Here is a 14387-nt window from a genome sequence, read left to right as displayed (position 1 = left end):
ATTTCTCAAAGCTCTTGGAGGGGAACTGGTTTTGCGATGCCGTAGCCTTGGGCGTAATTTACGCCTAATTTTTTCAGCAAATCGAAAATGTCTTTGTTCTCGACGAACTCTGCAATGGTTTTTTTACTCATAACATGCCCCACTTCGTTAATTGATTTCACCATCGTCAAGTCGATTTTGTCCTCTAGAATATCTTTAACAAACAAACCGTCGATCTTTAGAAAATCCACCGGCAGGTTTTTCAGATATGCAAACGATGATAAACCGCTGCCGAAATCGTCTAAAGAAAATAAACAGCCCCGTTTGTGTAATGTGTCGATGAAATCTCTAGCATAGGACAGATTGCTAATTGCTGCTGTTTCTGTGATCTCGAAACAGATCTTATGGGCCGGGATTTGCCAGTAGTTGAATTGTTCGCTAATAAATTCCAGCATGTTTTCGTCGGATAATGATAGACCAGACATGTTGACGGAGCAGAGTTCGAGGCGTTCAGTAAATCCTGGAGTAGTACTTAAATATTTGAATAAGTTGGTAATTACCCAGCGATCCAGTGCCGGTGCCATATTGTAGCGTTCCGCAGCGGGTAAAAAAGCGCCCGGAGGAATGATATTGCCTTGTTCGTCACGATAACGTAATAAGCATTCGAAATGCAGACCCTCGTTTCGGTCAATTGTCGGCACGATTAGTTGTCCGTATATTTCGAAACGATTTTCGTCGATACCTAATCGGATTTTTTCTACCCACTGCATTTCACCCTGTCGTTCAGCTAGTTCCTCGTCGGTCGAGCTGAATACGTGAACACGATTGCGACCTTTTTCCTTAGCGGCATAACAGGCGGCGTCGGCTTCTTTTAAGATATCCACCGCGTTACCACTCGTGTGATCGATCAGCGTAATTCCGATGCTGACACTGATACTGAAACTACGGCTTTCCCATGCGAACTGAAAATCGGCAATAGCGTTCCGTAGCTTATCTCCCGTAATTAAAGCTTGCTCTCTGGAACAGTGGGCCATCAAAATACCGAATTCGTCGCCGCCCAAGCGCGCTAATATGTCCGTTTTGCGTACGTGTTGCCGCAGTAACTCGCCAAGTTGTCTTAGTAATTCATCGCCTGCTAAATGGCCGCAAGTGTCGTTGACAACCTTGAATTGATCCAAATCCAAATAACACATGATATGCGAACTTTTGTCCGCGTGTGCTTGTGCTACTAGGTCTTGAACATAAATATCGAACTGGCGTCGGTTGGTTAAGCCGGTTAATTCGTCGTGACTGGCTTGGTAGGCAATTTTATCGGCAAGGCGCTTTGTTTCAGTAATGTCTTCGCAGACCAGCAGGAAATGCTTGTTTTGATGCTTGGTGTTAACTAACCGCGCTGTTTCTCTGACCCAGATGATGTTGCCGTTGTTGCAAATAAAGCGTTTTTCCTGTTTATGGACTTGGCGCGGATAAGTAACGCACTGCTCGAAAAACAACTGGCTGCTGGCGATATCATCCGGATGGGTGAAATTTAATATTGATAAGCCATACAAATCGTCTACGTTCAGACCAATTTGTTTAGCTCCAAATTGGTTAACGGATAAAATTTGTCCCTGCAAATTAAGATCGAAGACCATGGTCGGATTGTTGTCGTAAAGCGCCTGGTAGTTGTTTTTAAGATCGACTAAGCTCTTGTTTTTGCTTTCGACGGTTTCCAGCATATCGTTGAAGGCATCGACTAAAATCCCGATTTCGTCACGACTATATTTTTTTGCACGTAACGAATAGTCGTAGTTCTGGCTGATTTTTTTTGTGGTTTTCACCAGCGAGGTGATTGGTTTTGCAACCTTGTTGAGCATCGGTATGGTTAGCAGAAATGCTGCGCATAAAGCGATGAACAACACAATCAAGACTAGGCCGACAAGTTTTAATTGGCGCGTGAGAGCCGAGCTTAAGTCGGAAATGATGAAAACCGAGCCGATCTTATCTTTGTCCGCAATCATGGGTTGATGGACAAAGAGTGTTAATTGATCGACTTCGGTGCGCAGTCCGGTTGAATCATTTGGACAGGCCGTTTGAGTAATATCTAAACTGGCAAACAAGTCGCCTTGTCTGTCATAGACGCAGGCATTTTGCAAATTCGGCAAATTTGTTAGCGAATTGAGGTTTTCCTTGGCAAGCAAAGGGTCGTCAAACATTACCGCTGCAACACTGCGATTCGCAATCAGATTTGCTGCGGCTAATAAGTCGTCATGAGCCTTACGTTTAACTTCGCTAACATTGATCACAACTAGGATTAAAAAAGACACTAGCATAGCGAAGAAACTGGAAGCCAGAACAATCGCCAGCAATTTGGATTTGATGGAAACAGGCGAGAATAAGTTACTCATTTCCATCCCCTTCGACTAGCGTCGCTACTTCGATCAGTTTAGCGCTAATTCCAAGGCCATTCTGTTTTAAGGCTTTAAGGTTGATTTGTAATTTGACTTTTCCATTTTCCAATACGAAACCAATCATTCCGCCTGATTCGGCAAACGAAGGTTGACTACTCACGGTTAAGCTACCAAATACTAAAGTATTAGCGGGTGCGGGCGACGTATCGAAATAGACGATATGGCAGTCTGCTGTCTGTTTGGCATCACTATAGCGAAACACACGGATAGGTTTACCCTGCGCCGTTTTGGTTTCCAGGCTGTCTAGTAAATTTTGAAATGGATCTTGGCCGACGATGCAAATATTGAACGTCGTAGTATTCTTATCCGGCCAACTAATGAATTTGGTAAAGTTATAAAGATAGGCTGCTTTGATTTTGTATTCGAGATTTTCGCTAGCGTAAGTTATGCCAAAACTGAGGGTGAGCAATAAAGCTATTTTAGTAGTAGCGGCTATTGGTCTAGCAAATAAGCCAAAGCGCTGAAAAAATACCAACATAGCTCCCTATCAGACTGAATCATCCGACAATAATAGTAGAAAATTTCTTTTAAGCTAGTCTGTGCAAAAGAAGTGATTCAGTACTTTGATCATATAACTATGGTCCGTTGTGCCGGCACTTTCTCTTGCACTGTGCATGGCCCACATGGGGTTGCCGACATCGACGGTCGGAATGCCTAATTTGGCGGATGCGATAGGCCCTATGGTACTGCCGCAAGGCAGGTCGCCTCGGTGAGCGTATTTCTGGAACGGTATTTCAGCCTGACGGCAAAGATCCGCGAATACCGCTTCCGAAATGCAATTGGAAGTGTACCGATGGTTGGCGTTGATTTTAATTACGGGACCCTGGTTGACGAAAATTTTATGATTGGGTTCGTAAGCACTTGGGAAATTTGGCTGATAGGCATGCGCCATATCGGCGCTGACCATCATGCTGTTGGCTAACGCGCGTCTATAGCCCTGCTGATCCAAGTCCACGGCCAACGCAATACGCTCTAATACGTCGGGTAAAAAACTACTTGCTGCGCCTTTGCAACTTTCACTCCCGATTTCTTCGTGATCGAAAAAAGCACAAACCAATGTGTTGCCACTTTTAAGTGCCGATTCGTCCAGCAGCGCAGTCAGTCCTGCATGGCACGACGCTAAATTATCCAATTGACTATCGGCAATAAATTCTTGGTCGGCGCCCCAAAAGGCTCCTTTTTGTGTGTCATAGACATTAAGCTCCCAACTTAAAATTTGTTCGGAACTCAACCCGGAGACTAGCTCCAAGAGTGCTTGGAAATTGTCGGCAGCCAGTTGCTGCTCGGTTGCTGTTGAAAACAACAAAGGTAATTCGGTTTGCTTATTTAATTTAAGGCCCTCTTCGTTGACAGTCCGGTTCATGTGAATCGCAAGATTGGGTAAACGCAACAGAGCCTGTTCAAACCGTAATATCCGACTACTTATGCCGCCTTCCTGTGATCGGTACGCAATACGTCCGGCCAGGCTCAGGTCGCGATCGGTGAAAGTAGCCAGAATGGGACCGCCATACACTTCTACTGACATGCGTATCAATTTGTCGCTGTTTAAAACCGGATTCGGTTTAATGCGCAAACCGGGAGAGTCGGTATGAGCGCCAAGAATTTTAAAGCCGGTTTGAGCTAAATCTTTTGAGCCTGCCACAAAAACAATGATGGATGAGTCATCTCGGATGACGTAATAGCGTCCTCCCGAGTCGAGTGACCAGACCTCTTTTTCATTCAATTGATGAAAGGACGAATCCTGTAACCATTGCTCTAAACTGGCAACTGCATGCCAAGGACTTGGACTGACGTCGATAAAATCCAGTAAATCTTGGGCTTGTTCTTTAGCACTCATGTTTCATTTTTCAAGTTATTGAAAGTAATAGGCGTTAAGTTTGTGGTTGAAGTGTGATCTACGTGGATGATAATGTTTCTTTTAGAATTAAAGATACAGAATTGATGCAATAGCGCAGACCGGTTGGCGGCGGCCCGTCGGGGAATACATGGCCCAAATGGGCTCCGCAACGACTGCATGTTACTTCTATTCGGTGCATGCCATGGCTAAAGTCTTCATGTTCCCGCAGGGTTTCCGGGGCGATAGCTTGCCAGAAGCTCGGCCAGCCGCAGCCCGAATGAAACTTATGCTCCGATGAAAACAAGGCTTGTTCGCAACAGACACAATGATAAATTCCCGGCGTGGTACAGTCAGTGTATTTTCCGGTAAATGCCGGTTCAGTGCCTTTCTGACGGCAAACGTAATATTGATCGGGCGTTAACTTTTCCCGCCAATTCGGTTGTTCGTTATCTTTTTGTTCGGGCATGGTCTTTTCCCTCGTTAAAATGATGAAGATATAAGGTATTGTACGCGCAAGGACTTTTTCTTACTAACGAGGTATTATTGAAAAGCAAGAATATTTTAGTTGCAAATATTAATAAATGCTAATATTCTTGAGTCGCGGGTTTTGAGGCCGAGTAAAATAAAAAAATAAGTGAGGGACGCACAGCTTCAAAATCAATCTTTAAACATCAAAGAGGTAATGGTCATGGCTAAAATTGTTGTATTGGGAGCAGGTATCGGTGGCGTTCCGATGGCTTTTGAAATGAAGGAAACAGTAGGCAAGAATGATGAAGTCGTGGTGATTTCCGACACCCCCACCTTTCATTTTGTACCGTCTAATCCTTGGGTGCCACCCAAATGGCGCAAGCCTGAAGATTTGAAAGTCGAGTTGGCACCCGTAATGAAGAAAAAGGGTATTACTTTCATCCAACAGGCCGCTACCAAGGTCGATCCGCCGAATAATAAAGTTGATCTGGAAGACGGTTCATCCGTCGAGTACGATTATTTGATTATTGCTACCGGTCCACGTTTGGCTTTTGACGAAGTGCAAGGTTTGGGACCTCATGGCGGTTATACTTCTTCCGTTTGTCATGTCGATCATGCGGCGGTGGCCGCTCAGGATTGGGATAAATTCATGGAAGAGCCCGGGCCGATTGTTGTTGGTGCGGTGCAAGGCGCGTCTTGTTTCGGTCCCGCTTACGAATATCTGATGATTCTGGAAACGGAATTGCGGAAACGTAAAATACGCGACAAAGTTAAAATGACTTTTGTGACTTCCGAACCTTACATAGGTCATTTGGGGCTGGGTGGTGTCGGTGATACCAAAGGTTTGTTGGAAAGTGCGTTGCGTGACAAAACGATCAATTGGATCACCAATGCCAAGGTCGATCGTATCGAAGAGGGCATGATGTATGTTACCGAACTCGACGAAGATGGCAACGAAAAGAAAAAACACGAAGTGCCGTTCAAACATTCAATGATGTTGCCGGCGTTTACCGGCGTCGATGCCGTACGCAACAGTGGCGCCGAAGGCTTGACTAACCCGCGCGGTTTCGTGATCGTTGACCAACACCAACGTAACCCGACCTATAAGAATATCTATTCGGTGGGTGTTTGTATCGCTTTGCCTCCATTCGAGAAGACTCCGGTTCCGGTTGGTATGCCCAAAACCGGTTATATGATCGAGTCTATGGTAACCGCTACCGCACACAATATCCGCGATGAACTGGCCGGAAAAGAACCGTCGGATGTGCCGAGTTTGAGCGCATTGTGCCTGGCTGATATGGGGGATACCGGAATAGCCTTCCTAGCCGTGCCGCAAATCCCGCCGCGCAACACCACGTGGTCCGCCAAAGGCGCTTGGGTGCATATGGCGAAAATCGGATTCGAAAAATATTTTATGCGCAAAATCAGAAAAGGTATCAGCGAGCCGTTTTATGAGCGCATGATGCTGAAGTTGATGGGTGTGGTACGTCTGAAATAGGAGGTTATTATGTCGATCGACCGCATGGTGATGGCCTTCGCCGGCAGTTTTATATTGATCAGTTTGGCGCTAGCTCACTGGCATTCTCCGTATTGGCTCTGGTTTACCGCATTCGTCGGCGCGAATCTGCTGCAAGCGTCGTTTACCGGGTTTTGTCCTTTGGCAATGATATTAAAAAAGTTAGGCGTTAAACCCGGTAATGCGTTTTAAAAAGTTGTTTTCCGACTGAACTTCTGGGTAATTTCAGCGTCCATTTTAGCGGAGATAGTAACAGATCCGGCAGTGCAAAGAGGCGACTTAATGGGCTGCCGGATTTTTTCTGCTCTGTGTTTTCAGACAGACTCAATTTGAAAAGCGTTGCCGTTCCAACACAAACATTCCGCACTGTCTTTTTTCCAATCCGCTAACACGATGCGCTGTGCCGGATGGCCGGCTATGGTCAAGTCATGAATAGCCGGTCTATGCGTATGGCCATGTATTAAGGTATGGCATTGATAGCGCTGCATGGCGTCTTTCACCGATTGTTGGTTGACATCCATGATGTCTTGCGTTTTCTTGCGCTTATGAAAATGGCTGCGCACACGATACCAGCGCGCCGCAAGCAAGCGCAACCACAAAGGTTTAGCCAACACATTTTGTTGCCATTCCGGACTGTGCGATTTGATTCGGAAGGCTTGATAAGGCAAATCGTCCGTGCATAACAAATCCCCATGCGTCAGCAAAACCAGTTTGCCGGCTAATTCTATCACTGCGTATTCATCCAATAAGGTCACTCCGGTTTCCTCGGCGAAGCGTTGGCCTAATAGAAAATCGCGGTTACCTTGCAGCAGAAAAATCTCTGTGCCGGCATCAGACAACGTTTTTAACGCCTTTTTAACGGCTTTATTGGGTGGGGTATTGTCATCGTCGCCTATCCAGGCATCGAATAAATCGCCCAGTATGTACAACGCTTGGGCCTGGCGAGCGCGGCCATTCAGAAAATTAAGAAAACGCCGGGTAATCTCGGCCTTTTCCAGCGAGATATGCAGGTCGGAGATGAATAAGATGTCTGGTTTCAACGGAGCGCAATTGCTTTAAAGAAGGGCAGTTGGTAGGTCGGGTTAGCCCAACGGGCGTAACCCGACAACCGGTTTTTATTCGACGATTTCGGCCTTTTCGATGACGATGTCGGTTTTAGGCACATCCTGATGACCTCCGCGGTTACCTGTCGGTTGTTTGGCCATTTCGTCGACCACGTCCATGCCTTCGACGACTTTGCCGAATACCGCGTAGCCCCATCCGCTAGGGGTCGGGCTGGTGTAATTCAAAAAGCCATTGTCTTTATAGTTGATGAAAAACTGCGCGGTGGCTGAATTGGGATCGTTGGTGCGGGCCATCGCGATGGTGCCGCGATCGTTTTTCAAGCCATTGTCGGCTTCGTTTTTGATGGGGGCGTTAGTGGCTTTTTGATTGAAGCTGGTATCGAATCCGCCGCCTTGCGCCATGAAATCGGGAATCACCCGGTGAAAAATGGTGCCGTCATAAAAACCGCTCTTGACGTAATCGGCAAAATTGGCCGAGGTAACCGGGGCCTTGGCGTTATCCAGTTCGATGACGATAGTGCCCAGCGATGTGGTCATTTTTACTTTGGTTTGGGTGTCGGACATTGATTTTTCCGTTGCAAATGAAAGGGTTGAAAACAAAAACAGCATTAAATAGACAAAGGCGTTACGCATAAAAGCTCCTTAAAATCGCTGCAAGCCCTAAATTCTAGGCGTTTTCAGCTTGAAAGAGAAGCCGAAATCTTGATAGATTGCTTAGTCTTTTGCAGTATTTATTGCCATTCCCATGCTGAAAATTTACAACACCCTGACTCGAAGCAAACAAGAATTCGTTCCCAGGCAGCCCGGTAAAGTCGGGATGTATGTCTGCGGCATGACGGTTTACGATTATTGTCATATCGGTCATGCCAGGGTGATGGTTGTGTTCGATACCGTTGCTCGTTATTTACGCCATGCCGGTTACGAACTGACCTATGTGCGCAACGTGACGGATATTGACGACAAAATCATCCAGCGTGCCAACCAGAACGGAGAAGATTTTACTCATCTTACCGAGCGTTTCATCGATGCCATGCACGAAGACGAACGTGCATTGTCGGTATTGCCCCCGGACATCGAGCCGAAGGCGACCCATTCGATTACCTCTATCATCAATATGATTCATAAGCTGATCGAGCGCGAATACGCCTATATCGGCAGCAACGGCGATGTGTTCTACGCGGTGAACCGGTTTGACAACTACGGCAAGCTATCCGGCAAAAACATCGATGAGCTGAATGCCGGCGAACGCGTCGATGTCGACGGTGCCAAACGCGACCCCTTGGATTTCGTATTATGGAAAATGGTCAAGCCTGGCGAGCCGTATTGGGATTCGCCGTGGGGTAAGGGCCGTCCCGGCTGGCATATCGAATGTTCGGCCATGTCGACCTGCTGCCTGGGCAACCATTTCGACATACATGGCGGCGGCATGGACTTGCAGTTTCCACATCACGAAAACGAAATCGCCCAATCCGAGGGGGCTACGGGCGAACCCTTCGTCAATTACTGGATGCATAACGGCTTCGTGCGGGTCAACGAAGAAAAAATGTCAAAGTCCTTGGGCAATTTCTTTACCGTGCGCGAGGTATTGAAGCAATACCGCCCCGAGATCATCCGCTTCTTCATCCTGTCCAGCCATTACCGCAGCCCGTTGAATTACTCGGACGAACATTTGGATGAGGCCGCAACGGCTTTAACGCGTTTATATACGGCGCTAAGAGGCGTTGAAATGGTCGAGGCCGAAATCGATAAGGCGTTCAAGCAACGTTTTGAACAAGCTATGGACGACGATTTCAATACGCCGTTGGCGATTTCCGTGTTATTCGATTTAGCGCGCGAATTGAACAAAGCGGACGATAAAACTGTGTTGGCGGCGAGCTTGAAACAACTGGCCGGGATTTTGGGTTTGTTGCAGGATGATCCGGAAAATTTCCTGAAAGGCGGTACAGGAGAGGGTGTCTTGGCTGAGGCTGAAATCGAACGATTGATCGAAGCCCGCAAAAATGCAAAAGCCAATAAAGACTGGGCTCAAGCCGACAATATTAGAGACCAATTAAAAGAGCAAGGCATCGTGTTGGAAGATGTCGCCGGCGGCAAAACCATCTGGCGCCGCGAAAATTAGAAAGACTATGACCGAAATCAAAGACAAATCGATAACCGATTTTTTAGACGAACTTGCCAGCAAGCAAGCAACGCCCGGCGGCGGCAGTGCGGCAGCCTTGATGGGAGCACAGGCCGCGGCCCTGGTCAGCATGGTTTGCAATTTGACGATAGGCAAGCCTAAATATGCCGGAGTCGAATCAGACATGCGGGCGTTGTTAGCCGAAGCAGAAGCGCTACGCCAAACTTTGACCGGCATGATCAAAGCCGATGTCGACGTGTTTAACCGCTTAATGGCTTGTTACGGCTTGCCTAAGGCAACGGACGAAGAAAAAGCCCTGCGTAGCGCCCAAATCCAGCGAGTATTGCGCGAAGCGACCGAGGTGCCGTTAGACTGCGCCAGAGCCTGCGCCAAGGCTATAGTCTTGAGCCGGATCGCGGCGGAGAAAGGCAATCTAGGCGTCATCAGCGATGCCGGTGTAGCGGTGATGTCGGCTTATGCCGGTTTAAAAAGCGCGGCACTGAATGTTTACATCAATGCCGCCGGTTTGAAAGACCGCGAATTTGCCGGCGCAAAACTAGCCGATTTAGACGGCATCATGCAAGCCGCCGATTCTGAGGCGGCGGCGATTTACGATATCGTCAAAAATAAGTTATGAAGCAAACAGCCAAGTCGGCCGTTCTCCCCGGAACATTTATCCGGCTTCGCTGCGACTCATGACCGAAATAAATGGCGCTTGCTGCCGTTCAGACCCAGTACGCCGAGGCCGCTGACGAATAGCCACAATGCCGCCGGCAAGGGTACGGCGGCGGCCGTGTCACCTGCCGCGAAATTTTGGGTCCAATAAGTAAAGAATGGTCCGGAGCCGTCGATGAGCACTCCATCGTTTTCATCGATAAACAAGCCGACTCCGATGTCGGTAAAATGCGTGGAGAGAATATTTTCCCGGTGACCGCTGCTGCCCATCCAGCCTTTGTCCCACATATCCCATAACGCGCCGTCCCAAGCGGTTCCTACCGATCCCCAGGAAGCAAAGGCGCCTTTGCCGTGAGTGACGGAAAAGTCGCTGATTGTTGTCAGCGACGTGGTGCCGAACATCACGTCTCGCGCTGCATCTATGTCGGCTAAGTTTTGGCCGTATCCGGCAGCTATGTTTTCACCCCATGCACCGCCCGGTTGATTCCAGTTATATCCGGCTGCTTGTTCGCGCTGACCGGCGTTGGAGCCGTCGCTGCCGGTATGAGAAAAATAATTATTGATTCCCATGTCTTCGGAATGAGATAGCGCCGATTGGTGCAGACGATCATCGGTGGTCAACGCCGCAACGTTGTGTATAGCGCGTTGCTGATTGACTAACTGGAAAACCTCAATTTCGGCATCGGACCAGACCGAGCTAATCGATGCTGAGGCTGAAATACTGAAGGTGGATACGAAAAGTAATAAGACTGGTGTAAGGGAATTATTTTTCATGCCTGATTATGTCCTCGAAGTTTTCAGATAAAACCGTTTTATCAATGTCCCTGTGTAAAAGACTAGCAGCTTTTCCACGCCGGTTCTGCTGAATTATGATTTGCCGCCGGGATTTAATCATTTCTTAACTTTTGACGGAACCAGTAATAATGAACTGTTTAGGATTTGACCAAAAACAACTTTCCGTTTTGCCGGTGCGAACCCTGGGGCATACCGAATGAGGAACGCCGTGAACCCTTCCATGGGGGCTTGACGGCAGCGTCCTTGCTGCCGACATCCTCACTCGGTACGTCCCCAGTGACTATGGCCATATCGGGAAGTTATTTTGGACGATATCCTTATTTATTCTGAGTAAGTATGGCCAAAGCGGACGCATAATCCGGCTCATCGGCAATTTCCTGGACCAGTTCGGTGTAAATCACGTTGTCGTCTTCGTCTATGACGACGATGGCGCGGGCGGTCAGGCCGGCTAGGATGCTGTCCAGTAGTTCGACGCCGTAATCGCGGGCGAAGCCGGAGCGGAAGGACGATAAGGCCGTGACATGCTTGATGCCTTCGGTCTCGCAAAAGCGGGCTTGGGCGAAAGGCAGGTCGGCTGAGATTGCCAGCACCACGGTGTTATCCAAGCGCGTCGCCTTTTCGTTGAATTTGCGGGTCGAGGTCGCGCAGGTCGGCGTATCCAGGCTAGGCACGATATTCATGACTTTGCGCTTGCCGGCAAAGGCGTCTAAGCCGACATCCTGCATTTTGCGGTTGGTCAACTTAAAAGCGGGGGCTTTGCCGCCGACGGCGGGCAGTTCGCCGCAAGTATGAATAGGTTTGCCTTGGAAGGTGATGGTGGCCATGAATTCCTCCGAAATATATTGGGCGAAAGCCGGTTTTCCGCTAAGTTTTATTTTTTCCGCTTGCTGAACGCTATCAAGCGTTTGCGTTTTTTGACCTGGCGTTCGCTGAGTTTGTTCTTCTGCCCGTGGAACGGATTTTCCGGCGACTTGAATACCAATCGTACCGGCGTGCCTTTCAGCTGCAATTGCTCGCGGTAATAATTCATCAAATAGCGTTTATAGGCGCCCGGAAGCGAGTCGGTTTGCACGCCGTGGACCACGACGATAGGCGGGTTACGTCCGCCCTGGTGGGCGTATTTCAGTTTGATGCGGCGGCCGGCCACCAACGGCGGTTGATGGGCGCGCACCGCATCGTTCAGGATGCGGGTCAATTCCGGCGTCGACATGTCTATCATTGCCGAATCGTAAAGACTGTGTACGACATCGAACAGCTTGCCGACGCCGCTGCCGTGCAAGGCGGAAATGGGGTGTTTCTCGGCGAAATCGAGGAACGACAACTTCATTTCGATTTGCTTTTTAACGAAGTCGCGGTGCTCGGCGCTGAGTCCGTCCCATTTGTTCAGTCCGATGATCAAGGCGCGTCCGGCTTCCAGAATCAAACCCAGTAGATGGGCATCCTGGTCGGTGACGCCTTCCCGAGCGTCGATCAGGTAAATCACGACATGGGCTTTCTCGATGGCCTGTAGCGATTTGATAATGCTGAATTTTTCAACGGCCAGAGATACCTTGGATCGGCGCCGCATGCCGGCGGTATCGATCAGGGTGAATTTTTTGCCGTCGCGCTCGAACGGAATGTAGATGCTGTCGCGGGTGGTGCCGGCCTCGTCGAATACGACGACGCGTTCTTCACCCAGCAATCGGTTGACCAAGGTCGATTTTCCGACATTGGGGCGACCGACGATGGCGATGGCGATGCCGGGGTCTTCCGCTTCGATTTCCTCGGTAGCGGGCGGTATCAGTTCGTCGATACGGCCCAGCAATGTATGGATGTTACGCCCGTGCGCGGCGGCGATGGCAACCGGCTCACCGAGCCCTAAGCCAAAGAAATCCGCCGTCACCGTGTTGCTGTCGATACCGTCGATTTTGTTGACGACCAACACCACCGGTTTGCCCAGTTTGCGCAGCATATCGCCGATCGCTTCGTCGGCGGCGTTGATGCCGTCACGCGCGTCCACCAGAAAGAACACGACATCCGATTCTTGCAATGCGATTTCCACTTGTTTCTTGGCGAACGCGTCTATGCCCGCCAATTCATCGGTGATGCCGCCGGTGTCCACGACCAAACAGTCGCGTTCGCCGCGCTTGACTCGCCCGTATTGGCGGTCGCGGGTGAGACCCGGATAATCGGCGACGAGCGCCTCGCGGCTGCGCGTAAGATAATTGAATAAAGTGGATTTGCCGACATTGGGGCGGCCGACCAAAGCAATAACAGGTAACATGGTTATCTCGCTCTCAAGGCCGCTAGAGTGCCGTCTTTTGCGTATATATACACAGTGCCGTCAACGATGACCGGATTGGCTACGATAGGCGAACTGCTCACTTGGGTACGGCCCAGCTGCCTGCCGTCAATGACGGATAACCAATGCACGTAGCCTTCAAAGTCGCCGACTACGACATAATTGTTGTAAACCATGGCGGCCGTCAACTGCCGATTATGCAAGTCTTTTTGCTTCCATAACGAAGCGCCGTTGCGTTGATCCAACTGAGATACTTCGCTGTGAACGTCGGTAACGTATAAATAACGGTAATCGGCGCTAATGCCGGCATAAGACGAAATTTCCGGGTTGCGCCAGATGACATCGCCGTCGACTTCGGATATCGACGAGGTGCCGCCGGTAAAACTGGAAATAAATAGGGCACCACGGCTTTGTATCGGGTCGACGTCTAAATCCACCAAGCGCTCGACTTCCGAGCGGCCAGTGGGTATGGCGATGGTCGATTCCCATAAATTTTTGCCGTCGCTCAGTTGCAATGCTTGCATTTTGCCATTGGCTTCGCCGATAACGACGGCATTATCGGTAACCAGCGGCGAACCCGCGCCGCGTATGCTCAAAGCCGGCACACTGTTTTCGGAGAGCCATATACGCGAGCCGTCGGCTTCTCGCAGTGCGATGACCTTGCCGTCGGTGGTGCGGATGATGACGATGCCCTTGGCGATGACCGGTACGGCTTGCACCTCGCTGGGTACATTGCTTAGCCATTTTTGTTCGCCGGTCGCCAGATCGTAGGCGACCACCTCGCCGGAAGTGCAGCCCATCACCAGAACATCGCGGCCTAGCCCCGGCCCCGCCGAATAAGCAAGATCGTTATCTTGTTCCCAAATCAAGTCGCCGTCGGCTGTATTACGAGCCTGCAATATGCCGTAGCGGTCGGCTGCATAGACACGGTCGGTTTGAACGGCGGGAATCAGTTTCAAGAACTGTTTGTCGGCGCCGTCGCCGACGGACTTGCTCCATATTGTATCGATTTCTACTTCGGCTTGATACTCGGTCAGTTGAGCCGGCGGATCGGCGCTATCTTCATCGCCGAAAATCGATTCCGACAGTCCGGACATCAAATCGCGAGCGGCATCCAATGCGGTACATCCCGACAGTAACGGCAGGCAAATAAGCAAATTCGCTAATGCGCGAAAATTTTTTGACGAAACTGTCAACATGCAA

14 protein-coding genes are annotated in these 14387 nt (G+C 49.4%); 4 read left to right on the top strand and 10 right to left on the bottom strand.

Annotated elements, in window-relative coordinates; translation table 11 throughout:
* Nucleotides 1-5: 5 nt before the first annotated feature.
* Genes ACW73I_RS17370 through msrB form a run of 4 tightly spaced genes read right to left on the bottom strand, consistent with a single transcriptional unit; the run spans nt 6 to nt 4732 of the window.
* Nucleotides 6-2366 carry an EAL domain-containing protein gene (locus tag ACW73I_RS17370; RefSeq protein WP_458030693.1) on the bottom strand — a complete coding sequence of 787 codons (2361 nt, stop codon included), beginning with the start codon at nt 2364-2366 and terminating at the stop codon, nt 6-8.
* A complete protein-coding gene (locus ACW73I_RS17365) occupies nt 2359-2907 on the bottom strand; it encodes a YfiR family protein (protein ID WP_458030692.1) in 549 nt (182 codons plus the stop codon). The genes ACW73I_RS17370 and ACW73I_RS17365 overlap by 8 nt, the downstream gene beginning before the upstream one ends.
* Before the next feature lie 54 nt (nt 2908-2961).
* Nucleotides 2962-4266, bottom strand: a complete 1305-nt coding sequence (locus ACW73I_RS17360) for a M18 family aminopeptidase (RefSeq protein ID WP_458030691.1) — start codon at nt 4264-4266, stop codon at nt 2962-2964.
* Nucleotides 4267-4324: 58 nt separating this feature from the next.
* Complete coding sequence (gene msrB / locus ACW73I_RS17355; protein WP_458030690.1) at nt 4325-4732, bottom strand: peptide-methionine (R)-S-oxide reductase MsrB; 408 nt, start codon at nt 4730-4732, stop codon at nt 4325-4327.
* A gap of 222 nt (nt 4733-4954) precedes the next feature.
* Between msrB and ACW73I_RS17350 the strand changes: the two genes are divergently transcribed.
* Both ACW73I_RS17350 and ACW73I_RS17345 read left to right on the top strand, forming a co-directional pair.
* Nucleotides 4955-6232, top strand: coding sequence for an NAD(P)/FAD-dependent oxidoreductase (locus ACW73I_RS17350; protein ID WP_458030689.1), 1278 nt, complete (start codon nt 4955-4957; stop codon nt 6230-6232).
* A gap of 9 nt (nt 6233-6241) precedes the next feature.
* Complete coding sequence (locus ACW73I_RS17345) at nt 6242-6442, top strand: YgaP family membrane protein (RefSeq protein ID WP_458030688.1); 201 nt, start codon at nt 6242-6244, stop codon at nt 6440-6442.
* 122 nt (nt 6443-6564) lie between these two features.
* Here ACW73I_RS17345 and ACW73I_RS17340 read toward each other — a convergent pair whose 3' ends face one another.
* A complete protein-coding gene (locus ACW73I_RS17340; protein ID WP_458030687.1) occupies nt 6565-7290 on the bottom strand; it encodes a UDP-2,3-diacylglucosamine diphosphatase in 726 nt (241 codons plus the stop codon).
* A 75-nt stretch (nt 7291-7365) separates the two neighbouring features.
* Nucleotides 7366-7878 (bottom strand): peptidylprolyl isomerase, encoded by a 513-nt coding sequence (locus ACW73I_RS17335; protein ID WP_458030686.1) that lies wholly within the window; start codon nt 7876-7878, stop codon nt 7366-7368.
* Nucleotides 7879-8059: 181 nt separating this feature from the next.
* On the opposite strand from ACW73I_RS17335, the gene cysS reads away from it, so the two are divergent.
* Both cysS and fchA read left to right on the top strand, forming a co-directional pair.
* Nucleotides 8060-9433: a cysteine--tRNA ligase gene (gene cysS / locus ACW73I_RS17330; protein WP_458030685.1), complete on the top strand. Its 1374-nt coding sequence runs from the start codon at nt 8060-8062 to the stop codon at nt 9431-9433.
* Between the two features lie 7 nt (nt 9434-9440).
* Nucleotides 9441-10070 (top strand): methenyltetrahydrofolate cyclohydrolase, encoded by a 630-nt coding sequence (gene fchA / locus ACW73I_RS17325; protein ID WP_458030684.1) that lies wholly within the window; start codon nt 9441-9443, stop codon nt 10068-10070.
* 56 nt (nt 10071-10126) lie between these two features.
* Here fchA and ACW73I_RS17320 read toward each other — a convergent pair whose 3' ends face one another.
* The 4 genes from ACW73I_RS17320 to bamB form a co-directional block, all read right to left on the bottom strand.
* Complete coding sequence (locus ACW73I_RS17320; RefSeq protein ID WP_458030683.1) at nt 10127-10882, bottom strand: CAP domain-containing protein; 756 nt, start codon at nt 10880-10882, stop codon at nt 10127-10129.
* Nucleotides 10883-11220: 338 nt separating this feature from the next.
* Nucleotides 11221-11727, bottom strand: coding sequence for a thiol peroxidase (gene tpx / locus ACW73I_RS17315; protein ID WP_458030682.1), 507 nt, complete (start codon nt 11725-11727; stop codon nt 11221-11223).
* A gap of 47 nt (nt 11728-11774) precedes the next feature.
* Entirely contained in the window at nt 11775-13166 is a 1392-nt protein-coding gene (der, locus tag ACW73I_RS17310) for a ribosome biogenesis GTPase Der (protein ID WP_458030681.1), read from the bottom strand.
* Between the two features lie 2 nt (nt 13167-13168).
* On the bottom strand, nt 13169-14383 hold the full coding sequence (gene bamB, locus ACW73I_RS17305; RefSeq protein ID WP_458030680.1) for an outer membrane protein assembly factor BamB: 1215 nt from the start codon (nt 14381-14383) through the stop codon (nt 13169-13171).
* Between the last annotated feature and the right edge of the window lie 4 nt (nt 14384-14387).

The sequence above is a fragment of the Methylomonas sp. MgM2 genome (assembly GCF_054172045.1).
Note: the sequence above shows the minus strand (reverse complement) of the source record. Positions and strands in the feature narration are given on the sequence as shown.

Bases quoted from the DNA above. Each gene is read 5' to 3' on its own strand.
- ACW73I_RS17365 (WP_458030692.1), bottom strand. From the start codon at position 2,907: ATGTTGGTATTTTTTCAGCGCTTTGGCTTATTTGCTAGACCAATAGCC.
- cysS (WP_458030685.1), top strand. From the start codon at position 8,060: ATGCTGAAAATTTACAACACCCTGACTCGAAGCAAACAAGAATTCGTT.
- bamB (WP_458030680.1), bottom strand. From the start codon at position 14,383: ATGTTGACAGTTTCGTCAAAAAATTTTCGCGCATTAGCGAATTTGCTT.
- der (WP_458030681.1), bottom strand. From the start codon at position 13,166: ATGTTACCTGTTATTGCTTTGGTCGGCCGCCCCAATGTCGGCAAATCC.
- ACW73I_RS17345 (WP_458030688.1), top strand. From the start codon at position 6,242: ATGTCGATCGACCGCATGGTGATGGCCTTCGCCGGCAGTTTTATATTG.
- tpx (WP_458030682.1), bottom strand. From the start codon at position 11,727: ATGGCCACCATCACCTTCCAAGGCAAACCTATTCATACTTGCGGCGAA.
- ACW73I_RS17350 (WP_458030689.1), top strand. From the start codon at position 4,955: ATGGCTAAAATTGTTGTATTGGGAGCAGGTATCGGTGGCGTTCCGATG.
- ACW73I_RS17370 (WP_458030693.1), bottom strand. From the start codon at position 2,366: ATGAGTAACTTATTCTCGCCTGTTTCCATCAAATCCAAATTGCTGGCG.
- ACW73I_RS17360 (WP_458030691.1), bottom strand. From the start codon at position 4,266: ATGAGTGCTAAAGAACAAGCCCAAGATTTACTGGATTTTATCGACGTC.
- fchA (WP_458030684.1), top strand. From the start codon at position 9,441: ATGACCGAAATCAAAGACAAATCGATAACCGATTTTTTAGACGAACTT.
- msrB (WP_458030690.1), bottom strand. From the start codon at position 4,732: ATGCCCGAACAAAAAGATAACGAACAACCGAATTGGCGGGAAAAGTTA.
- ACW73I_RS17320 (WP_458030683.1), bottom strand. From the start codon at position 10,882: ATGAAAAATAATTCCCTTACACCAGTCTTATTACTTTTCGTATCCACC.
- ACW73I_RS17335 (WP_458030686.1), bottom strand. From the start codon at position 7,878: ATGTCCGACACCCAAACCAAAGTAAAAATGACCACATCGCTGGGCACT.